This window comes from Sphingomonas sp. TZW2008 (genome assembly GCF_002117915.1).
Classification (GTDB): domain Bacteria; phylum Pseudomonadota; class Alphaproteobacteria; order Sphingomonadales; family Sphingomonadaceae; genus Sphingomonas.
In genome coordinates this window covers 132273-153251 of the sequence record NZ_BDJB01000009.1, presented here as the reverse complement: position 1 = coordinate 153251, position 20979 = coordinate 132273, and the positions used below count along the sequence as shown (strand labels likewise).

Here is a 20979-nt window from a genome sequence, read left to right as displayed (position 1 = left end):
TTCCCCCCAGGCAAACTGGGCGAGCAAACTTGCGCGAACGCCAACGATACCAATGAGTCTCAGGCGTTGAAGGCGCAGAGCTTGAGTGCTATTTCGGATCTCGCTGTTGATGAGCAAATTCGTGGAGGGTCGGACTGTGGCGGTCCGGCCCTTTCGCGTCTTAGCGGCGACGCTGCCCGCTGCTGCTGTAAGCATGCTGCTTCAAGCTGCGCGCTGCTGGCTAACGAAGCGCTTGATCGAGTCTACTGCGATCAGCGTGCGCCCACCCACTTTGAACGTTTCAAGGTCGCCGGCCAGTGTGAGGCGGTAAATGGACGTGCGCGACAGCGGCTTATCAACGCCGCCGAGAGCTTTTCCTGCTTCGGAAATGCTGAGGCCTAGAGGCTCCATCCTGGTAACTCCCGTTGCCAGCATGATCGCTGGACGGGTTGAAACTGGCTGAAACCCCTGGGCTGGTCGGCCGAATAGGCCGATTAGAGGCCGACAACTACATTTCGGCCCGCATTTTCTGGAACGCCAGCTCCGCAATATTGATGTGGTCGCGAATTTGCGATTCAGACGGCGTTTTCTCCCAAAATTGGTCGCACCACATCGCCATCTCTCGCTCTAAATCTGCCTTTTTCCAGCCTTCGCTGAACCCGCCTTCATGATCGAGGCGCTCAACGGCATATGCTTCGAAAGCCTTCCAAGCATAGCTGGACGGACGCCCACCACGCTTTCTCGGACCAACGTTCGCCTGCCCAAAAGCGGCGAGCCATATCGCCCACTCTCCTTGATCAATCATCAGCTCCGGAGGAGCACCATTCGCCTCGAAAAAGCGCTGGCCCGCCCACGTAGGCCCTACGACTTCCAAGCGTCCATCATCCCCCTGCCGCCAAGCTCTCAACGTGTTCACGTCGAGCACACCAGCAATGTAACTGACGGCTTGCGCTCGAAAGGTAGCAAGGTGCGCCAATCGGTCGGCGTCCTCGTCGGGCGTGCTGTTCGCTTGGTAAAAATCTACATCGTCGTCGAGGCGGTATCCGGTGTTGGGATCAACGCCGGCTAGAAGCGTCAGCCGTTGCCGAAGCTCTTCCCGAGCTCTGCCCACCCACATGGGACGCCCCAATGTCTGGAAGGTCATCCCGCAATCCTCGTTACGTTGGTTTTGTCTACAATCCCAAGGCCTGACAGCGCTTCCCGAACAGTTTCGGACACGTAGCTGGGCGCGAGGTGGGCATAGTGCTTGCGGGTGATCCGCTCGTCCTTGTGTCCCATCGCTTCAGCGATCACCGCCATCGGCACGCCAGAACGGGCGAGACGGGCACCGTAGCTGCGGCGCAGGTCGTGGAACGTGGTCTTGTCGACCTTGGCACGATCGAACGCGTCTTCCATGCGGCGCTGCTGCTGGCTCTTCTGCCATTGCGTGCCGTCCGGGCGCATAAAGATGAAGTCGCTTGGCTTTTTCCCCGCGATCGCCTGTTCGATCATCGCAACGCCGTCGTCGTCTAGATATGCGGGGCGCGGCACCGCGTTCTTGGTCTCGACGAGGAAAACCGTGCGAGACTGCCGGTCATAATCCTTCACCTGCGCATGCCGCAGCTCGCCATAGCGTCCGCCGGTGAGCAGTGCCGCTCGAACCATCGGCCGGAACTCGGGATCGCTGCCGTTGACCAGCCGCCGCGCTTCGTCATCGTTGAGGTAGCGGCGCTTGGCCACGTCCACCCCTTCAAACGCCTTCACCTTCGACCACGCGGCGACCGGCAACCAGTCACGCGTTTCGGCCGCAAGGTTTAATGCCGCCTTCAATACAGTCAGATCACGGTTGGCGGTGGAGCGCCGCTTGCGCAGTGATTCCTTGTCGTCTGCAGCTCTCTCGTTCTGCTTCTCCGATCCCTTCCGGCTGCGGAGTTTCGCAGGGGATGTTGCGCGCGCATTGTGCCAATCACCGACGATGTCCTTGGTCAGCTTAGCCACCTCATGGTGGCCGAGCGTAGGCTTGATAATCTCATCAATGCGGGATCGCAGATCGGTGGGGATCTCACCCTTCCGAGCCTTGAACGCCTTCTCGTAGTCGTCGAGGGCGTCAGACACCGTGAACGGTCCGACCGGGATGATGTCGCCACGCTCCTTCTCAGCGAACCAGCGCCGCGCCGCGTCGTCAGCCTGTCGAAATGTCAGGATGGTGTCACCGTCCGCATCTCGAATGTCGTCGGCTTCACCCAAGGTGCGCTTGGCATAGCCGCCCTTCGTTCCTGGCGCCTTGTAGCGCGCCACCCACTTCCCGACGCGGGTGCCGCGATAATAGCCAAGGTGGGCGCCCTCGCTGATTAGGCGCCAATACGGCTCCTTCTGGACCGCCAGCTTCAGCCGCGCGTCCCGCTTGTCCAGCTTGGCGTCCTTGACCGCCCGACCCATACCAAACTCCGCTTCGGTAATACGTCGGCAATATACACGCCAGAACCCACTGGAACAGGCTGAAACACGAAATGGCGGAAAACTGCGCCTGTTCGGCAAGCGTTCGTGTTTCAGTCCGTGCCGGAACGTGCCAGTTGCCGCCCTCTCACGGCGAAAACACGGGTTCGATTCCCGTAGGGGTCACCAGCGGCGATAGTCGGGTTCGCGGCTTGAAGCGTCTGCATCGCGAGCCGATTTTCCCCTTCAATCATATGCGCGGTCGAACAAAGGTTCGGCGCGCGTGATCGTCGGCTCTCCGCGTCTTTGACGGCCGCGCGCGTGGCGCGCTAGCGTGCGGCGGTTGCCGGGGGGCGACTCGGGAGACACCGTGTGACTGATCCTTCGCTGCGCGACCGCGCCGTCCAGCTCTACGACGCCTTCACGCACGAGCATCGCGACCGGCGCACGCTGCTGCGGCAGATGACCGCGCTTGCCGGATCCGTGGTCGCGGCGGAGGCGCTGATCGCCGGGATCGCCGCCTCGCCTGCCGCCGCGGCGATGATCGATCCAAAGGACTCGCGGATCGTGGGCGAGATGCGCAGCGGGACCGAAGCGGGGAAGCCAGCGCGCGCCTATTTCGTCAGCCCTAAGGACAAGGCGAGGCACGGCGCTGTCCTCGTCATCCACGAGAACCGCGGGCTGACGCCGCACATCCAGGACGTCGCACGCCGCGTCGCGCTCGCCGGGTTCGTCGCGATCGCGCCCGATCTTCTCGCACCGCAGGGCGGCACGCCGGCGGACGAGGACAAGGCGCGCGATCTGATCGGCACGATCGACTATGATCTGGCGCTGGCGCAGGCGCGCGCCTTCGCCGACAAGGCACGGCGGCTGCCGCGATCGACCGGCAAGGTCGGCATCGTCGGCTTCTGCTGGGGCGGCGCGTTCGTCAACCGGATGGCGGTGGCCGGCGGAATCGACGCCGGCGTCTCCTATTATGGCCCAGCCCCGGCGCCGCAGGAGGCGGGCAAGGTCGGCGCGCCGCTGATGATCCATTTGCCCGAGAAGGACGCGCGCGTCGCGCAGACGGTGACGCCGTGGATCGCGGCCTTGAAGGCGGCGGGCAAGCCGGTGGAGGCGTTCACCTATCCCGGCGTTGACCACGCCTTCAACAACGACACCTCTGCCGCGCGCTACGACAAGACGGCGGCGGATCTGGCGTGGGGGCGCACCACCGCTTTCCTGCACCGCTATCTCGACCGCTGACTAGACGGCGGGGCACAAGTAGTTCCTACTATGTTCCGCTAATTGGGGAGACGTGGGATGAGCGAGCTGATCTTCTACACCAATCCGATGTCACGCGGGCGGATCGCGCGGTGGATGCTCGAGGAGGTCGGCGCGCCGTACGAGACGCGGCTCGTCGACTGGGCGGCGAAGCCCGACGACTTCCTGGCCGCCAACCCGATGGGCAAGGTACCGACGATCGTTCACGACGGACGGACGGTGAGCGAGGCGGGCGCGATCATCGCCTATCTCGCAGACGCCTTTCCCGAGGCCGGGTTGGCGCCGATCGCGGCCGAGCGCGCGGATTATTATCGCTGGATGTTCTTCGCGGCCGGTCCGGTGGAGGCGGCGATCACCAACCGCTCGCTCGGCGTCGCGCCGAGTGCGGAGCAGCAGGGCATGGTGGGCTACGGCTCGCTCGATCGCGTGATCGAGACGCTGAAGCGCGCGGTGAGCGCGCACGAATTTATCGCGGGTGACCGCTTCACCGCGGCCGACGTCTATGTCGGCAGCCATATCGGCTGGGGGAAGCAGTTCGGCGCGCTGCCGGCGTGCGACGAATTCGATGCCTATCTTGCCCGTGTGATGGAGCGGCCCGCGGCGGTGCGCGCGCGTGAGATCGACGACGCGCTGATCGCCGCGGCATCTGCGACGCCGGGCGGCTGATCGCGAGCGGACGAGCCGCGCCGGGGCGCGGCAGCCAGCGATCGTTCAGCGAGGATGTGCGTTAGGCGTGCCATGGCCTATGCCCGCCCCGACGAACCGCACTGGACCCGCGAACGTGTCGTGGCGGCGATCGCAGCGGTCACGGTGCAGGCACTGCTCGGCCTGGCGCTGATCACCGGCCTGTCGGTGTCGTTCCGGCAGAAGGCGCAGGAGACGCTGAAGCTGTTCGCGGCCGAGGACCCCCCGCCCCCACCCAAGGTGCAGGTGATCCCCGAGAAGAAGGTGGCGGCGACGCGGCCCGAGGGGCGCGCCTCGCCACGCAACCTGCGCAGCCGGGCGACACCCGTGGCGGCGCCCGAGCCGATGGTGGTGGTGCCGCTGCCCCCGCCGCCCGTCATTGCCGCGCCCAAGCCGTTCACCGCGAGCGACAATATGTCTGGATCGTCGAGCGTTCGCGGGCCGGGGACGGGCGCTGGCGGGATCGGCGACGGCTTCGGCAGTGGCGGGAACGGCGACGGCGATGGCGGCGGCGGTGGCGATACGCCGCCCGAGCAGATCCGCGGGCGGCTGAGGGTGCGCGATCTGCCCGAATCGATCTTCGCCACCGGGTTCAGCGGCACGGTGGGGGTGCGCTACCAGGTGCTGCGGACCGGGCGCGTGGGCCTGTGCCGGGTGACGCGCTCGAGCGGCAACCGCGCGGTGGACGACAGCACGTGCCGCCAGATCCAGGCGGCGTTCCGCTTCCGCCCGACGCTGGACGAGAACGGCCGCCCGGTCGACGCGTGGATCGTCGAGAACCACACGTGGGAGATCGATGCCGACGTGATCGACGAGCGCTAGGCGCGCGGGGCCGGCACGGGCGGGCATTTCGCTTTGTGATGCTAGGGGCGCGGGTAGCGACATGAGATACATTCAGGTCCGCGGAGCCGCGAAGTCTGGCGAGGCGTGATGGTATGTTCACTGGCCGGGATCGCCGGATCCGGTCGGCAGAGTGGCGAGACCTGGCTTTCCTTGCGCCTGAGGCTGCCAACGGCCGCGCGCGAGATACGCTTTTTCGTTGCTGACTCGGATGGGCGTGAAGAGGCAGCGTCCGCGCTCGTTGATGGCCAACGCGCGTTTGGTGCCGCGGGGCTCTGACGACAGCGGGCGGTAATCGGCCGGTGCGGCCGACGCTGAGCCTGACGTACGACAATCCCGACCCGCCGAGGAAAAAGCGCGCGTGTCAGTCGCCCGCGAAGGTCAGCGCGGAGAGGCGGCGTTCGCGCTCGTTGATGACCAGCGCGCGGCCAGCGGGGGGCGCGGCGCGCTGCGGGCAATCGGGGCGCTGGCACTGCCGGCAGCCGAGCCCGATCGGCATCGCCGCACCGCCGAGATCGAGCCCACGCGCCGCGGCGAGCGTGCCAGCATGCTCCGCCGCGACGCCGATGCCGATCGCGAACTCGGCCGAAACGAGGCCATAGCGCTGGCCTTGCGGCGTGACGGTGCGCGCCATCGTCATCCAGCGCGTACCGTCCTCCAGCGCGACGAGCTGGACGACGAGGTGGCCGGGACGGTCGAAGGCGCGGTGGAGGTGCCACAGCGGACAGCGCCCCTCCGCCTCGACCAGCGCGGCGCCGCTCGCCCCGGCGTAGCGCTTCGACGACTGGCCGGCGCGATCGACGCGGATCATGAAGAACGGCAGCCCGCGCGCGCCGACGCGCTGCAGCGTCGTCAGGCGGTGCGCGACATGTTCGAAGCCGGCACCGAAGCGGCGCTGGAGCAGCTCGATATCATAGCCCGTCGCCTCGCACGCGCGCAGGAAGCGGGCGTAGGGCATCATCACCGCGGCGGCGAAATAGCTGGCGAGATGGCGGCGGAACAGGCGGTCGGCAGCGATCTGGCCGAAGGCGGCGCCCGTGACGAGCGCGTCGATCTCGGCCCGCGCCTCGATCAGCGCGAGTTGGAACGCCGCGGCAAAGGTGCGGCTGGCGGGATCGAGCAGTTCGGACAGCTGGAGCTGGCGTGCATGTAGATCGAGCCGGCGCAGCACGTCGGGCAGCACGTCGATGGGGAGGACGCGAATCGCGATCGAGTGCTTGACGCGCAGCCGCTCGGCGATCGCGCCATAGAGGTCGCCGGCGCCGAGGCGGAGTTCGTCGGCGAGCGTTTCGGCCGCCGCGTCGAGATCGGCGAAATGGTTGCGCCACCGCGCGATCTCGCCGCGGACGCGCCCCACAGGATCGTCGGCGGGCGTGGCGGCCGGCCCGCCCTGCCCGATACGGTCAAAGGCGCGCGCGAACGCCTCCGCTCCGCCGGGCGCGGCGGCGAGCCATTCCTCGAGCTCGTGCCGGTCGATCTCGAGATCGGCGAACAGCGGATCGGCGAGCCGGCGGCGCATCGCGTCGCGCCCGCCGCCGGGCTCCGCCGCGGTGAGCGCGCGCGCGTCGAAGTCGAACGTCTCGGCGAGCTTGACGAGCAGGGTCGCGGAGACGGGGCGCTGGTTGCGCTCGACGAGATTGAGGTAGCTCGGGCTGATCGCGATCATCTCCGCCATCGCCGCTTGGCTCAGCCCCTGCTGGCGGCGCAGGCGCCGCACCGCATGTCCCGCCATCAGCTTGCGTTCGGCCATCGCATCCCTTTCGCGAGCCGCCCTGCCTGGTGCGTCAACCTCTGTCAATTCTTTACAATACGACAGCAGCGAACATGCTCCAGCGCACGTTGTGACCATCAAACGCTGTCAGTTTCTTTGCGATTCGCCGCTCGATCGGGTTTTTACGGTCTCACTTGTAAGCATCCACACAGGAGCGAGCCATGAACGATACGCCCCAGCGCAGCCGTGCGGTCTTCTCGACCGAGGATTTCGGCCTGATGAAGGAAGCGATCGGCGAATACGTCAAGAAGATCGCCGACGAGCCCCGCTCGGCCAAATTCTCCAACCTCTACCACCGGCTCGGCCGCCTCGGCTGAGCGACGCCGCGCGCCATCAGGCCCGCGCCACCCGCCTACTCGCGTGACAGGAACGACGATGACCTACCAGGACCAAACCAATCAGATCGGCCAGCTGGTCGCCAGCTACAACGGCACCTGGGACGGCATTGACGCCGAGGCAGTGGCGCGGATGCGGCTGCAGAACCGCTTCCGCAGCGGGATCGACATCGCGCGCTACACCGCGGGCATCATGCGCCGCGACATGGCGGCCTATGACGCGAATCCGGCGGAGTACACGCAGTCGCTGGGCTGCTGGCACGGCTTCATCGGGCAGCAGAAGCTCATCTCGATCAAGAAGCATTTCGGCACCACCAAGGGCCGTTATCTGTACCTGTCGGGCTGGATGGTCGCGGCGCTGCGCAGCGAGTTCGGTCCGCTGCCAGACCAGTCGATGCACGAGAAGACGAGCGTGCCCGCGCTGATCGAAGAACTCTACACGTTCCTGAAGCAGGCCGATGCGCGCGAGCTGGGCATGATGTTCCGCGATCTCGACGCGGCGCGCGAGGCGGGCAACGAGATCGAGGCGCAGCGTCTGCTGCACGCGATCGACAATTACGAGACGCACGTCGTGCCGATCATCGCCGACATCGACGCGGGCTTCGGCAACGCCGAGGCGACGTATCTCCTCGCCAAAAAGATGATCGAGGCGGGCGCCTGCGCGCTGCAGATCGAGAATCAGGTGTCCGACGAGAAGCAGTGCGGCCACCAAGACGGCAAGGTGACGGTGCCGCACGAGGACTTCCTCGCCAAGGTGCGCGCCTGCCGCTACGCCTTTCTCGAACTGGGTGTCGACGACGGGATCATCGTGACGCGCACCGACTCGCTCGGCGCGGGTCTCACCAAGCAGATCGCCTTCTCGAAGGAGAAGGGCGACATCGGTGACCAGTACAACGCCTTCCTCGATTGCGAGGAAGTGACCGACCTCGCCAGCTTGCGCGGCGACGTGGTGATCGAGCGCGACGGCAAGCTGATGCGCCCGAAGCGCCTGCCGTCGAACCTGTTCCAGTTCCGCGAGGGCACCGGCGCCGACCGCTGCGTGCTCGACTGCATCACGTCGCTGCAGAACGGCGCGGACCTATTGTGGATCGAGACGGAGAAGCCGCACATCGAGCAGATCGCGTCGATGGTCGACCGCATCCGCGAAGTCGTGCCGAACGCCAAGTTGGTGTACAACAATTCGCCCAGCTTCAACTGGACGCTCAACTTCCGCCAGCAGGTGTTCGATGCCTGGGTCGAGGCCGGCAAGGATGTCTCCGCCTATGACCGGGCGCGGCTGATGAGCGTCGATTATGACGACACCGATCTGGCGGCGGAGGCGGACGAGAGGATCCGCACTTTCCAGAAGGATGCGGCGGCGCGCGCCGGCATCTTCCACCACCTGATCACGCTGCCGACGTATCACACCGCGGCGCTCTCGACCGACAATCTCGCCAAGGAGTATTTCGGCGAGGCGGGCATGCTTGGCTACGTCAAGGGCGTGCAGCGCAAGGAGATCCGCGAGGGGATCGCCTGCGTAAAGCACCAGAACATGTCGGGCAGCGACATCGGCGACGACCACAAGGAGTATTTCGCCGGCGAGGCCGCGTTGAAGGCCGGCGGCGCGCACAACACGATGAACCAGTTCGCGGCGTAGCGCGGACGAGGGCAGCGCCGCTGTCCTCATCTCGCGCAAGCCCGGCCGGCGGCGCCGCCAAGGTGCCGCTCGACGGCGCGGCTACGCCGCGCCGCGGGCCAAGCGCAAAGTTTCCCGGCTGGAATCTACCCGGCCACCCGAGTTTCCTGGGGAGGAAAGGTGCCCGCCGGTGGTTCGCCACCGGCGGGTATTTCCGTGTCGGACCGCGGTGGCGCTCAAACGGACAAGATGCAAAGTCACCCGTTGAGCTTCGCCGGGCGGCGTGACAGACTTGCGCCCATGTCGCGTATGCTGGGCGCCCTTGCCGCCATCCTCCTGTCGCTCGCCGCGCTGCCGGCGCAGGCGGCGGTAGTCATCACCTTCTGGAGCCACGAGCTGGGCAACAGCTTCCCGCACGCCTTCTTCACGCTGCGCGGAATTCCTGACGCGGGCGGTCCGCCGGTCGACCTCAACTACGGCTTCACACCAAAAGCGGTGTCTCCGGCGATCCTGTTCGGCCCGGTCGCGGGGCGTATCGACATCGCCAAGCCGGGGTATATGAACGGCAGCGATGCGCAGTTCGCGGTGACGCTGAGCGACGCGCAATATGCCGACATCCGCCGGCTGGTGACCGAGTGGGACGACAAGACGGGCGACGGCACCTATCACATGAACACGCGCAATTGCGTGCATTTCACGCAAGAGGCGGCGCGGCGCGCTGGGCTGGCCAGCGTCGATGCTTTCCCCGCGCTGATGAAGAAGCCGCGGTCGTTCCTGAAGGCGTTGGCGGCGGCGAACGACGGCCGCGTGACGATGATCGGCCGGCACGGCAAGGAGTATCTCGCCAGCCTGCCGCCGATCGTTCCGACGCCGAGCGCGCCCGCGCTCGCCCCTGCAGCCGTGCCCGCGCCCGTCAACTGACCGGCACGATCTCCACCACGTCGAGCATCGACTCGAACGCTGGGCTGGGCAGCACCATGCGCCAGCGCCGCTCGCCGATGCGATCGACGTAGCCAACGAGATCGCGCGCCGCGTCGCGCCCGTAATCGATCGCGCGCGTCTCGTCACCGAGCAGCAGCGTGCCGAGGAACACCGCGCGCCACTGCGGATCGGGGAAGATCAGCCCCACGGGGCGCTGCGACCCGGCCATCTTGGCGAAGCTGGTGAGATCGCCTTCGCGATCGATCCGGCAGGGGTAGGCAGGGAAGCTCGCGAAATCGCGTGTCCCGACGCCCTGCGCGCCGAACTTGACGACGCGGCAGCGATAGTTGCCCGGCGGTGGCACCGGATCGACGAGGAAGCGGTCGAGATCGAACAGCGGCGCGTCGGCGGCGAGCGCGGCCGCCCCGCCCCCGCTGCGCGCGCGCGCCGCCGCGGCGAGCCACGTTTCGCGCCAGGCGCGCAGTCGTGTACGATCCGCCGCCGTCGCGACACTGCGCCAATTGCCGGGCACCGCGCCGCGCGGCGTGGAGGAGGCAGGTGACGGCGCGTTGCCGCCGCACGCCGCGACGAGCAGCGCGAGGGCGGCGGCCGGGAGGAGCGCACGCCCGCGCCGAATGGCGCGCGTGACTGCCGGACGGCGATCAGGCAGCGGTCCAGCCCCCGTCGGCGGAAAGGTTCGCGCCGGTGATCGCCGCGGCCTCGTCGCGGCACAGGAACAGCGCGAAGGCGGCGACCTGTTCGGGGGTGACGAACTGTTTGGTCGGCTGCGCGGCGAGCAGCACGTCGTTGATCACCTGATCGCGCGACAGGCCGCGCGCCTTCATCGTATCGGGGATCTGGTTTTCGACCAGCGGCGTCCAGACATAGCCGGGCGAGATGCAGTTGACGGTGATGCCGTCGGTCGCGGTCTCCAGCGCCACCGTCTTGGTCAGCCCGGCGAGGCCGTGCTTGGCGGCGACATAGGCCGATTTGTTGGGGCTGGCGACGAGGCTGTGCGCGGAGGCAGTGGAAATGATGCGGCCCCACTTCTTCGCGCGCATGTGCGGGATCGCGGCCTTCATCGCGTGAAACGCGCTGGTGAGGTTGATCGCGATGATCGCGTCCCACTTGTCATCGGGGAAATCGGTGACGGGGGAGACGAATTGGATGCCGGCGTTGTTGACGACGATGTCGGGCCCGCCGAGTTCGGCGTGGCAGCGCTCGACCATCGTGGCGATCTGATCAGGCTTCGTCATGTCCGCCGCGTCGTACAGCGCCGCCGCCCCGCTCGCGGTGGCGAGTGCGGCGCGCGCCTGCTCGATCGCGTCGGCCTCGCCGAAACCGTTGATCATCACGCTCGCCCCCTCAGCGGCGAACGCCTTGGCATAAGCGAGGCCGATCCCTGAGGTGGAGCCGGTGACGAGCGCGGTCTTGCCCTTGAGGAACATCGAGCTACTCCCTTATCGTGTCAGATCGAAGGCGGCGGTGCGCCCCGTGAGGATGTTCTCCGCGACGAGCTCGGCATTCTCCATCGTCGCCTCGACCGCGGCGCGGCCCGCGGCCCAATGCTCGCGCATCGTGCGGGTGGAGAATTCGAAATCGCGCGCGCCGCCCTCCCACGCATTGGCGCGATAGATGAGGTGGACGAGGCTGACGGGCTGTTCGGCCGACATTGCGGCGAGCCGGGCGACGTCGGCATCGTCGCGCAGCTCGGCGGGCAGCTTGGCGAGCACGCGGCGGACGAGCTCGCGCTCGCGGCGCAGCTTCATCAGCTGATCGGTCACCTGGCGCGTGCGGCTGGAAAAGGTGATCTCCTTGGCGCGTGCGGCGGCATCGGTGATCGTGCGCGGGCGTTCATCGGCGGCCGAGAAGAGATCGACCTGGAAGACGATCATGCCTTCGCGCTGGTGATCAAGGACGTGCTGGAGCGGCGTGTTGGAGACGAGCCCGCCGTCCCAATACCAGCGCCCGTCGATCTCGACCGGCGGCAGGCCGGGCGGCAGCGCGCCCGACGCCATGACGTGGCGCGCGTCGAGCCGCTCCTCCGCGGTATCGAAATAGCGGAAGTTGCCGCTCTCGACGTCGACCGCGCCGACCGACAGGCGCACCGGCCCATCGTTCACCAGATCCCAGTCGATCAGCGTGTCGAGCGTCGCGCGCAGCGGTGTGGAATCGTAGAAGCTCAGCGCCTCCGGCGTACCGGGCGCGGCGAAGACGGGTGGCACGAAGCGCGGGCCGAAGAAGCCCGGCACCCCGGCAAGCGCGACAAAGCCGGCCGACCAGGCGTGGACGAACTCGCGCACGTGATCCTCGGGCAGGATCGGGAAGCTCGGCAGCCAGCTCGTCGTTTGATCCCAAAATTCGCGCAGCCGCGCGACGCGGCGCTCGGGCGCGTTGCCCGCAACGATCGCGGCGTTGACCGCGCCGATCGAGATGCCCGCGATCCAGTCGGGCTCGATCGCGATCGCCGACAAGGCCTCGATCACGCCGGCCTGGTAGCTGCCGAGCGCACCGCCACCCTGAAGGACCAGCGCGACTTCGCTGGGCAGCGGCAGCGGCTTTGCCCGCCGCGGCGGACGTGGATCGTGATCGGCCATTGCGCGCGGTCATGCGCTGCCGCCCCCGCACGATCAAGCCATGCAACCGCGTTTCGCCTTCGCGCATTCATGCCGGACGAGTAACGAAAAGGGGGAGGCCGACATGCGGCTCGACGATTTCGACAACGACATCAACGTCGAGGACCAGCGCGGGCAGAGCTTCGGCGGCGGGGGCGGTGGCGGGCTGCTGCTGGGGCTGTTGCCGATGATCGGCAGCCGCTTCGGCTGCGGCGGCATCGTCGTGGTGCTGATCATCTTTGCCGTGTTCGGTGGGCTCGGCAACCTCGGCGGGCTCGTCGGCGGGGGCGGCAGCAGCGCGCCGACGCGCAGCGAGCGGAGCGCTGGCGCGGGCGGCGAAGGCGGCACGGGCGCGGCGGCGGCGTGCGGCGTCGATGCAGCGACCAAGGCGACGTGCAACGCCTTCTCCTCGGCAGAAAACACCTGGGAGCAACTGTTCGCGCGATCGGGCGAACGCTTCCAGGCGCCCAAGCTGGTGTTCTACGGCGGCAGCGGGCAATCGGGCTGCGGTGCCGCAATGTCAGCGATGGGGCCGTTCTACTGCCCGTCCGACCAGGGCATCTACATCGACACGAGCTTCTACGACGAGCTGGCGAACAAGTTCGGCGCGGCGGGCGACTTCGCGCAATATTACGTCGTCGCGCACGAATTCGGCCACCACATCCAGACTCTGACGGGCGCGTCCGAGCGGGTGCGCCGCGCGCAGCAATCGGGCAGCGAGGCGGAAGGCAATGCGATGTCGGTGCGGCTCGAGTTGCAGGCGGATTGCTATGCCGGCGTCTGGGCGGCGCAGAACCGCAACCGGCTGGAGCCCGGCGACGTCGAGGAAGGGATGACCGCAGCGCAGGCGATCGGCGACGACACACTACAGCGCCGCGGCGGCGGGCGGGTGGCGCCCGAGAGCTTCACCCATGGCACGTCGGCACAGCGCCAGGCGTGGCTGCGCCGCGGGCTGGAAACGGGCGATCCCGCCCAGTGCGACACGTTCAGCGGCGCGATCTGAGCGGCGCCGGCCGGTAAGGCAAGGCCGTCACGCCGGCGATCCGGCGTGACGGCGCTTCGTCAGAGGCGCACCAGCATCTTGCCGGTGTTGCCGCCGGTGAACAGGCCCATGAACGCCTCGGGCGTCCGCTCGAGCCCGTCCATCACCGTTTCCTCGCGCTTCAGCTTCCCTTCGGCGAGCCAGCCGCCCATCTCGCGGTAGAAATCGGCCGCGCCAGCGAGGTGATCGCTGACGAGGAAGCCCTTGATCGTCAGCCGCGCGCCGATCACCTTGGCGAGATACTTGAGCGACTGCGGCTTGCCGTCGTTGTAGATGTCGATCATCCCGCAGATCGCGAAGCGCGCATGCGGATTGGCGGCGAGCAGCGCGGCGTCGAGGTGATCGCCGCCGACGTTGTCGAAATAGACGTCGATCCCCTTGGGCGTCGCGTCGGCGAGCGCGGCGACGATATCGCCCGCCTTGTAATCGATCACCGCATCGGCGCCGAGCGACTTGACCCAGGCGCATTTCTCCGCGCCGCCGGCCGAGCCAATCACCGTCATTCCCTTCGCCTTAGCGATCTGCACGACGGTGGAGCCGACCGCGCCCGCCGCGGCGGAGACGAACACGACGTCGCCCGGCTTCGCCGCCGCGACCTCGAGCAGGCCAAAATAGGCGGTCATCCCCGGCATGCCGAACTGGCCGAGAAACGCCTCATCAGGAACGTCGAGATCGGGCAGCTTCTGCACCTGGCTTGCGGGCACGACCGCCTCGTCGCGCCAGCCAAGCATGTGCTGCACCTTGGTGCCGACGGGGACGTTCGCATCGCGGCTCTCGATCACCTCGCCGATCGCCCCGCCCTGCATCGGTTCGCCGAGCGCGAACGGCGGGACGTAGCTTTTCACGTCGTTCATCCGCCCGCGCATGTACGGATCGACCGACAGCCAGCGGTTGGCGATGCGCACCTCACCCTCGCCGAGCGGCTGGGCGGGCAGATCGACGAGGTCGAAGTCGCCGGGCTGCGGCATTCCCTTGGGACGCGACTTGAGGCTCCAGGCACGTGGCATGTCAGGCTCTCCTATCTATTGCGCGCGCCGCTATGCCCGAGCATTCCCCCAACGCAAAGAGCCCGGGCGGTGAGGCCCGGGCTCTGCGCGTCGACCCCAAGGGGTCAGAGGCCGACGAAGATCAGCCGATCAGTAAGTGCCGGGGAAGCTGCGGTTGAGCATCTTGCCGTCGTCATCCTTGCCGTCGGTCGTCGTCCCGGCGCTCGCGCTGCTGGTGGACGTGGCTGCCGTCGTGCCGGTCGAGGCAGCCGTTCCCCCGCTGGTCGCGGTCGCGGCGTTGTTCTCGCCGAACATCGCCTGGTTGCGTTCCTCGTCGCGCCACTGCTTCTTCGCCTCATCGGCACTCTTCGACAGCTTGACCTTGTTGTCCTCGACGCTGTCGAGCCAGCTCGACGGGAACGAATGGTGGCGCCCGCCGGCGTCGCTGTCGTTCTTGGTCAGGATCACGCGATCGCCGCGCACCTTGTCGACCGTGCCGACGTGGCTGCCGTCCGAGCCGACGACTTCCATATGCTCATCGACCTTGTTGAGCATGTCGCGCTGCGACTGCCGGCTGCTGCGCCACGTGGTGAACTCGTTCTCGAACTTGCTGCGGTTGTGGCTGCGATATTCGTCGTAATCGCGGTCGAGCGCGTCGATCTGGTTGCGGCGCCAATTGCCATAATCCGAGTCGCGATCGTTGTAGGCGCGCTCGTCGTAGCGCATGTCGGCCTCACGGCGGCGCTCGGCATCCTCGTCTCCGAACCACGAGCGGACCTCGTCCCCGGCGCGCGCGAAGAAGCCGCGGTCGTCGTAATCATAGCCCTGCGGCGAATTGCCACCGCCCTGACGCTGACGATCGCCGTCGGCGCCATAGCGCTGCTGACCGTACTGGTTGCCGCCGGACTGCTGGCGCCCGTAGCCGCCACCCTGGCGCCCGCCGCCGAAGCGGTCATTACCGTACTGGCCGCCGCCGTGCTGACCACCACCATACTGACCGGCGCCCGACTGGCCGGCACCGTACTGGCCCGCGCCATACTGGCCGCCGCGCATGCCGCGCGTGTCGCCCTGCCCGCGCGCGCCGCGGCCCTGCTGGCCGTAACCCTGCTGACCACCGAAGCCTTGCTGGCCGTAGCCCTGGTCGCCGTACTCGCGCTGCGTCCAGCCACGATCGCCGCCACCGCGCTGCGAACCCTGGCCGCGCCAGTTCTGACCGCCCTGGTTCTGGCCATACCCTTGGCTACCGTAGTTCGGGCCGCCATAGTTCTGACCACCGTAATTCTGGCGACCGCCGTTCTGCTGATCGCGTCGGCCATAATCCTGCTGGCCATAATCGCCGAAGTCGCGGCCGCGACTGTTGTCATCCCAGTCCTGATCGCCGCCCCAATAGTTACGGTCGCGATCCGAAGCCCCGGCGGCTTCGTAGTTACGCTCGTTGGCAAAATCCGAATTGCGCCCCGACCCACCGTCGCGGCCATAATCCTGCGTGTCGCGACGACCGTAATAGTCGCCGCGCGGATATTTTTCATATGCCATGTCGCAAACTCCTTACCTGCGCGAGGCGTCGGACTTTCTGCCCGATCACCGTCCAGCATGAAGGCTTGATTTCGATTTATGTTCCTGCCGTTGCACGCGCGTAACAGCTAGTCGTCGCACGGCGCCGTCGCTTGGTCGCCGGAAGCGGTCCGAGAAGGCGCACGAGGATTTCGAACGCAGGGCGTTGCAACCGCGGTTCGACGCCGCTAAGGCCGCGGCTCGACCCGGCAGCGCCGGGTGCGGGCGGGGCTGTAGCTCAGATGGGAGAGCGCTGCAATCGCACTGCAGAGGTCAGGGGTTCGATTCCCCTCAGCTCCACCACCCGCCCTTTCCCCCTTCGTGACGAACGCGCCCTATACTGCGGCGATCTGCGCTGAAGGCGTGACTTTTGCGCGCGGGCGTCGTTAAGTCGATCGTATGAGCGACCAACTGCCCGACGCGATTCCCGCCGCGACCCTGATCATCTTTCGCGAAGCGGGCGACGGGCCGCCCGAACTGCTGATGGTCGAACGCGCGAAGGCGATGGTGTTCGCAGGCGGCGCGATGGTGTTTCCCGGCGGGCGGATCGATCCGGGCGACCACGTGCTCGCCGCGACGATGGGCGGCGGCGACGAGGAGGCCGCGCGGATCGCCGCGGTGCGCGAGACGATCGAGGAAGCGGGGCTGCCAATCGGGCTTGCCGAACTGCCAAGTGCCGCGGCGCTGATCGAGATGCGCGCCGCGCTCCACGCCGGGCAGACGCTGGCCGAGGCGCTGGCAGCGAGCGACGCGCGGCTCGATCTCGAGCAGCTGACGCCCTGGGCACGGTGGCGCCCCGCGCACGCCAACATGCGGATCTTCGACACGCGCTTCTACCTCGCGGAACTCCCGCAGGACGCGCCGCGCGCGAGCGTCGACCAGACGGAGAACGTACGCCTCGTGTGGTCGACCGCGCGGCAGGTGCTCGCCGATGCCGACGCGGGCAAGCTCGCGATCATCTATCCGACGCGGCGCAATCTCGAACGGCTGGCGCAGTTCGACAGCTTCGACGAGGCGGTGGCGCACGCGCGGGCGACGCCGATCAAAACGATCACGCCGTTCGCCGAGCAGCGCGACGGCGAGGATCACCTGTGCATCCCCGATGACGCGGGCTATCCGGTGACGTCGGAGGCGATCGGCAACGCGATGCGCGGCTGATGCGCCGCCGTGATCGCGCCGCGCGGCGTGCGCGGCGGCTGATCGGCTGGATGGTGACGCTGGCGATCGCCGCGCTGCTGGCGCTGATCGGCTATGGCTGGATCCGCAACCATCCGCAGGACACGCCGTGGGCGCCGCTCGACCTTGCGCAGCCGATCGGGATGTTCACCGGGCGCAAGCTGGCGGCGCTGGGTGAGGATTTTCCGCGCTGCCAGGCGCTGCTCGATCGCGCGGGCGTGGGGTACACGGTGCTCGCCGAGCGGCGCGACGGCGCGCGCTGCGGTTATAGCGACGGGGTGCGCTTCGCCGCGGGCGATCCGCGCCTGTCGCGCTTCCAGCCCGCAGGGCTCGGCACCGCCTGCCCCGTCGCCGCTGCGCTCGCGCTGTGGCAGTGGGAAGTCGTCCAACCAGCGGCGGAGCGGCATTTCCGGATGCGGGTGACACAGGTCGATCACCTCGGCAGCTACAATTGCCGCCGGTTGTACGGGCGCAGCAGCGGCGATTACAGCCAACACGCCACCGCCGACGCGATCGACGTGGCGGGTTTTCGCCTGGCGGACGGAACGCGGGTCAGCGTGCTCGGTGACTGGCGGGGGAACGGCAAGCGCGCGGCCTTCCTGCGCGACGTGCGCGACGGCGCGTGCGGCGTCTTCGCGACGGTTCTGTCGCCCGACTACAACGCTGCGCACCGCGACCATCTGCACCTCGACCAGGCGGATCGCGGCGCGATGGGCTGGCGCGCGTGCCGGTGAGGGTGATCCGCTGACGACGATCCGGCTCGACGCGCAGGATTGGCGGACGGCGGACGATCTGTGGGCGGCGCTGCGGCCGGCAATCGGGATGCCGGCGTCGCACGGCCCGAACCTCGACGCGCTGTTCGACGCGCTGGTCACCCGGTTGACCCGTGTCGCGCCACCGATCGAGATCATCCTCGATGGGCTCGCCAAAGCGGGTCCGGCGGCGATCGCCTATGCGACGCGGGTGCGCGAGGTGTTCGACGACGCGGCGGCGGAGACCGGCGAGACGTTCGTATTCCGCCTCGCCTGAACCGTCTCAGTGCGGCAGCGCGCCTGCCTCGACCTTCTCGACCCAATAGGGGTAGAACGCCGGCTGGCGCGACGACCAGCCCGACGCGGTCGCCGCCGCCTCGCTGATCGACTGAAGCAGCTTGCGGCGCAGCTCCGGGTGGAGATGCGGCAGCGCGGCGGCGGCGCAGAAGGCGCCGGGCAGCCACGGTCGCACGCTCGCGCCGATCAGCCGCTCGTAGAGGAAGCGATAGGCGGAGAATGTGGTGATCCGCCCCTGCCCCAGATCGAACGCGCTGACGGTGACGAGCGGCGCGAGAAACGGCTCGATCGCGTCAAGCCCGCTGTCGTCGGGCACGGTGGCGCGGATATCGGGCAGTCGCTGATAGTGGCGGGCCTGCGCGCGGATGCTTGCCGCTTCGACCACGTCACGCGACCAGCGCGCCATCGCGTCCTCGCGATCCAGCCCGATATCGAGGCTGCGGCGGATGTACCGCTGCGTCGCGGCCGCAAAGCCTGCGAATTCCTTCATCTCGGCCAGCGTCATCACACCATCGGCCGGCTTCATCTTGGCACTCATATCGACCACCCCGCCCCGGACAATTCCAGACCGACGCATCGTGCGCCAAGATGGTTAACAGCCGCCTTAACGCCGCGATGTTCGGCGTTCAGATACGAACACGCGATTTGTCGCACCGCAACATACGATGCGACGAACCGAGCCAGATTGTCATAAAAGCGTGACAGATGCGGCGCGAACGCAACAATCAGGCGTCGCGCCGACGCTCCGCCTCCGCGTCATAGCCGGACGATGGGGCGGGATCTGACCGGCCGGGCTGCGTGCTCGAGGGGGGATCCGATGCGTCCATCGATTCATCGAGGCCGGCGTCGAGCTGCGCGTCCTTGCTTTCGGGATGCTTGTCGAGACGCTTCGCGATCGACTTGTCGCGACCGGCGTCCTGCGACGGGGGCTGTTGTTCGGGCATTGCTCATCTCTCCATCGATACGCCCGCTCAACGATCCGGCGACGAGCCGTGTTCCCCATCGTCGCCGAGCCGTTCGACCTTGACCGTCTGCCGCCACAGCGTCGCGGTGCCGAAGATCGTCATGAACGCGATCTCTGTCGCGTCGAGCCCCACTGCGACGCGCACCAGATCGGCGGCGGACGCCATGCCGGTCGCGTCGACGAGCCGCCACGCGCCGTCGAGCCACAGTTCGGCGACGGCGTGGAAATCAGGCGGGTCGACGCCGGGGGCGTAAGCCGCGACACAGCGCGCGGGGATCTCGGCGGCGCGGGCGAGCGCGACCAGGAGATGCGCATAATCGCGGCACACGCCGCGGCGATCGGCGAAGGTGGTGAGCGCGGTAGTGCGCCCATCACTGACGGCATTGCTGTATTCGAGCGCATCGCGCACCCAATCGACCAGCGCCGCGGCGAGCGCGCCGCCCGACAGCCCGGCGAAGGTGCGCCGCACGAAATGCTCGAGCCGGTCGGATTCGCAGTAGCGGCTGGGCATCAGGTAGCGGACGGTGGCGGACGGCAGCGCGCGCACCGGCGTGGCACCGAGCGATTGGAGCACGATGGGCTGCCGTTCGACCCGCACGATCGCGGTGTAATCCGCGACCAGGCGTCGGTCGGCACGTGCCCAGCAGCGCTGACCGACGCCTTCCTCGCCGGGGATCGCGGTGATCGGATTATCCGACCAGATCGTCAGCGCCTGCGCCTCGAGCCGCTGGTCGGCCATCGCCGCCGCCTCGATCTGGAGCAGGACGTCGGCGGGCTCGGGAAAGCCGTAATCGAGGTGGGCGGTGATCGCGATGCGCATCGCTGGCGGCTTTCCGGATTGGCGGCAAAGAGAAGGCCCGGCGAGTCTCCCCGCCGGGCCCGGTATTCGTTGCTAGGTTCGATCGTGCGATCGACCGCCGACTATTCGCGCTGGCCGAGGAACGAGAGCAGGAACTGGAACATGTTGATGAAGTCGAGATAGAGCGACAGCGCGCCCATGATCACGGCCTTGCCCATCATGTCGGTTCCCGCGACGTGGGCGTACATCTCCTTGATGCGCTGCGTATCGTAGGCGGTGAGGCCGGCGAAGAGCAGCACGCCGATCGCGCTGATGCCCATCTGCAGCGCCGAGGACTTCAGCCAGATGTTGAGCAGCGAGGCGACGAGGATGCCGACGACACCCATGATGAGGAAGGTGCCGAACGCCTGCAGGTTACGCTTCGTCGTATAGCCGTAGATGCTGAGCGACAGGAAGGCGACCGCGGTGGCGAAGAACGTCGTCGCGATCGAGGCGCCGGTGTAGACGAGGAAGATCGTCGACATCGACAGGCCCATGATGCCCGCGAACGCCCAGAAAAGCAGCTGCGCGGTGCCGGTCGACAGGCGATTGATGCCGAAGCTGAGTACCATCACGAACGCCAACGGCGAGAACATGATGATGTACTTCAGGATGCCCGGCTGCATGAAGACCTGCGCCGCCATGCTCTCGCGGCCGCCGCTGGAAAACAGCATCGCGACGATGCCGGTGAGCAGCACACCCGAAGCCATGTAGTTATAGACCGACAGCATGTACTTGCGGAGGCCCGCATCATATGTCGATCCACGCGTGCCCGGTACGCTCGCGCCGAACGCGCTCGCGGTCGGACGGGGGTCGGACCAGTTGGCCATTGTCAGTTTGCTCCTTCGTCCGGCAAGGGGCCGGACCTGTCCGGAATATCGCGTGCGCGGGCCTAAAGTTCAAGCTGGCGGGCGGGTGGCAACAGTTCGTCA

Annotated in this window: 23 protein-coding genes and 1 tRNA gene; 11 read left to right on the top strand and 13 right to left on the bottom strand. The window is 67.5% G+C overall.

Annotation, left to right across the window (positions count from 1 at the left end; all coding sequences use genetic code 11):
- Positions 1 to 201 precede the first annotated feature (201 nt).
- The 3 genes from B7L05_RS13095 to B7L05_RS13085 form a co-directional block, all read right to left on the bottom strand.
- Positions 202 to 390, bottom strand: coding sequence for a helix-turn-helix domain-containing protein (locus tag B7L05_RS13095; RefSeq protein WP_085810711.1), 189 nt, complete (start codon positions 388 to 390; stop codon positions 202 to 204).
- 97 nt (positions 391 to 487) lie between these two features.
- On the bottom strand, positions 488 to 1123 hold the full coding sequence (locus tag B7L05_RS13090; protein WP_085810710.1) for a hypothetical protein: 636 nt from the start codon (positions 1121 to 1123) through the stop codon (positions 488 to 490).
- Entirely contained in the window at positions 1120 to 2397 is a 1278-nt protein-coding gene (locus B7L05_RS13085) for a site-specific integrase (RefSeq protein ID WP_085810709.1), read from the bottom strand. Before B7L05_RS13085 ends, B7L05_RS13090 begins: the two co-directional genes overlap by 4 nt.
- 369 nt (positions 2398 to 2766) lie before the next feature.
- Between B7L05_RS13085 and B7L05_RS13080 the strand changes: the two genes are divergently transcribed.
- The 3 genes from B7L05_RS13080 (at position 2767) to B7L05_RS13070 (ending at position 5163) form a co-directional block, all read left to right on the top strand.
- Entirely contained in the window at positions 2767 to 3639 is an 873-nt protein-coding gene (locus B7L05_RS13080) for a dienelactone hydrolase family protein (RefSeq protein ID WP_085810708.1), read from the top strand.
- A 57-nt stretch (positions 3640 to 3696) separates the two neighbouring features.
- Positions 3697 to 4323, top strand: a complete 627-nt coding sequence (locus tag B7L05_RS13075) for a glutathione S-transferase family protein (protein ID WP_085810707.1) — start codon at positions 3697 to 3699, stop codon at positions 4321 to 4323.
- 72 nt (positions 4324 to 4395) lie between these two features.
- Positions 4396 to 5163: a TonB family protein gene (locus B7L05_RS13070; RefSeq protein WP_179187213.1), complete on the top strand. Its 768-nt coding sequence runs from the start codon at positions 4396 to 4398 to the stop codon at positions 5161 to 5163.
- Positions 5164 to 5545: 382 nt separating this feature from the next.
- On the opposite strand, the gene B7L05_RS13065 is transcribed toward B7L05_RS13070, so the two are convergent.
- Positions 5546 to 6931 carry a short-chain fatty acyl-CoA regulator family protein gene (locus B7L05_RS13065; RefSeq protein ID WP_085810706.1) on the bottom strand — a complete coding sequence of 462 codons (1386 nt, stop codon included), beginning with the start codon at positions 6929 to 6931 and terminating at the stop codon, positions 5546 to 5548.
- Between the two features lie 182 nt (positions 6932 to 7113).
- Between B7L05_RS13065 and B7L05_RS17470 the strand changes: the two genes are divergently transcribed.
- From B7L05_RS17470 to B7L05_RS13055, 3 genes are all read left to right on the top strand, one after another.
- Positions 7114 to 7269 (top strand): hypothetical protein, encoded by a 156-nt coding sequence (locus B7L05_RS17470; RefSeq protein WP_179187212.1) that lies wholly within the window; start codon positions 7114 to 7116, stop codon positions 7267 to 7269.
- A gap of 58 nt (positions 7270 to 7327) precedes the next feature.
- The gene (locus tag B7L05_RS13060; protein ID WP_085810705.1) at positions 7328 to 8923 is read left to right on the top strand and encodes an isocitrate lyase; all 1596 of its coding nucleotides are present in this window, start codon (positions 7328 to 7330) and stop codon (positions 8921 to 8923) included.
- 279 nt (positions 8924 to 9202) lie between these two features.
- Complete coding sequence (locus B7L05_RS13055; RefSeq protein ID WP_085810704.1) at positions 9203 to 9823, top strand: hypothetical protein; 621 nt, start codon at positions 9203 to 9205, stop codon at positions 9821 to 9823.
- Here B7L05_RS13055 and B7L05_RS13050 read toward each other — a convergent pair.
- The 3 genes from B7L05_RS13050 to B7L05_RS13040 all read right to left on the bottom strand — a co-directional run bounded on the left by B7L05_RS13050 (position 9816) and on the right by B7L05_RS13040 (position 12420).
- Complete coding sequence (locus B7L05_RS13050; protein ID WP_256926723.1) at positions 9816 to 10355, bottom strand: DUF4893 domain-containing protein; 540 nt, start codon at positions 10353 to 10355, stop codon at positions 9816 to 9818. The two genes, B7L05_RS13055 and B7L05_RS13050, sit on opposite strands and share 8 nt — an antisense overlap.
- Before the next feature lie 130 nt (positions 10356 to 10485).
- Positions 10486 to 11271 (bottom strand): 3-hydroxybutyrate dehydrogenase, encoded by a 786-nt coding sequence (locus tag B7L05_RS13045; RefSeq protein ID WP_085810702.1) that lies wholly within the window; start codon positions 11269 to 11271, stop codon positions 10486 to 10488.
- 12 nt (positions 11272 to 11283) lie between these two features.
- Positions 11284 to 12420: a patatin-like phospholipase family protein gene (locus B7L05_RS13040; RefSeq protein WP_085810701.1), complete on the bottom strand. Its 1137-nt coding sequence runs from the start codon at positions 12418 to 12420 to the stop codon at positions 11284 to 11286.
- 103 nt (positions 12421 to 12523) lie between these two features.
- Here B7L05_RS13040 and B7L05_RS13035 point away from each other — a divergent pair, with 103 nt between their 5' ends.
- The gene (locus B7L05_RS13035) at positions 12524 to 13441 is read left to right on the top strand and encodes a neutral zinc metallopeptidase (RefSeq protein ID WP_085810750.1); all 918 of its coding nucleotides are present in this window, start codon (positions 12524 to 12526) and stop codon (positions 13439 to 13441) included.
- 59 nt (positions 13442 to 13500) lie between these two features.
- Here B7L05_RS13035 and B7L05_RS13030 read toward each other — a convergent pair whose 3' ends face one another.
- Both B7L05_RS13030 and B7L05_RS13025 read right to left on the bottom strand, forming a co-directional pair.
- Positions 13501 to 14487: an NADP-dependent oxidoreductase gene (locus B7L05_RS13030; RefSeq protein WP_085810700.1), complete on the bottom strand. Its 987-nt coding sequence runs from the start codon at positions 14485 to 14487 to the stop codon at positions 13501 to 13503.
- A gap of 129 nt (positions 14488 to 14616) precedes the next feature.
- Complete coding sequence (locus B7L05_RS13025; protein WP_085810699.1) at positions 14617 to 16002, bottom strand: DUF2171 domain-containing protein; 1386 nt, start codon at positions 16000 to 16002, stop codon at positions 14617 to 14619.
- Positions 16003 to 16247: 245 nt separating this feature from the next.
- Here B7L05_RS13025 and B7L05_RS13020 point away from each other — a divergent pair.
- The 4 genes from B7L05_RS13020 to B7L05_RS17720 all read left to right on the top strand — a co-directional run bounded on the left by B7L05_RS13020 (position 16248) and on the right by B7L05_RS17720 (position 18225).
- A tRNA-Ala gene (locus B7L05_RS13020) sits at positions 16248 to 16323 on the top strand.
- 96 nt (positions 16324 to 16419) lie between these two features.
- The gene (locus B7L05_RS13015; protein ID WP_085810698.1) at positions 16420 to 17178 is read left to right on the top strand and encodes an NUDIX domain-containing protein; all 759 of its coding nucleotides are present in this window, start codon (positions 16420 to 16422) and stop codon (positions 17176 to 17178) included.
- Entirely contained in the window at positions 17178 to 17930 is a 753-nt protein-coding gene (locus B7L05_RS13010) for an extensin family protein (protein ID WP_085810697.1), read from the top strand. The genes B7L05_RS13015 and B7L05_RS13010 overlap by 1 nt, the downstream gene beginning before the upstream one ends.
- Positions 17860 to 18225 (top strand): barstar family protein, encoded by a 366-nt coding sequence (locus B7L05_RS17720; RefSeq protein WP_256926726.1) that lies wholly within the window; start codon positions 17860 to 17862, stop codon positions 18223 to 18225. Before B7L05_RS13010 ends, B7L05_RS17720 begins: the two co-directional genes overlap by 71 nt.
- 6 nt (positions 18226 to 18231) lie before the next feature.
- On the opposite strand, the gene B7L05_RS13000 is transcribed toward B7L05_RS17720, so the two are convergent.
- The 4 genes from B7L05_RS13000 to B7L05_RS12985 all read right to left on the bottom strand — a co-directional run bounded on the left by B7L05_RS13000 (position 18232) and on the right by B7L05_RS12985 (position 20877).
- Positions 18232 to 18771: a hypothetical protein gene (locus tag B7L05_RS13000; protein WP_375601262.1), complete on the bottom strand. Its 540-nt coding sequence runs from the start codon at positions 18769 to 18771 to the stop codon at positions 18232 to 18234.
- A 199-nt stretch (positions 18772 to 18970) separates the two neighbouring features.
- Positions 18971 to 19189 (bottom strand): hypothetical protein, encoded by a 219-nt coding sequence (locus B7L05_RS12995; protein WP_085810695.1) that lies wholly within the window; start codon positions 19187 to 19189, stop codon positions 18971 to 18973.
- 27 nt (positions 19190 to 19216) lie between these two features.
- Positions 19217 to 20029 (bottom strand): transglutaminase family protein, encoded by an 813-nt coding sequence (locus B7L05_RS12990; RefSeq protein ID WP_085810694.1) that lies wholly within the window; start codon positions 20027 to 20029, stop codon positions 19217 to 19219.
- 101 nt (positions 20030 to 20130) lie between these two features.
- Positions 20131 to 20877 (bottom strand): Bax inhibitor-1/YccA family protein, encoded by a 747-nt coding sequence (locus tag B7L05_RS12985; RefSeq protein WP_085810693.1) that lies wholly within the window; start codon positions 20875 to 20877, stop codon positions 20131 to 20133.
- Between the last annotated feature and the right edge of the window lie 102 nt (positions 20878 to 20979).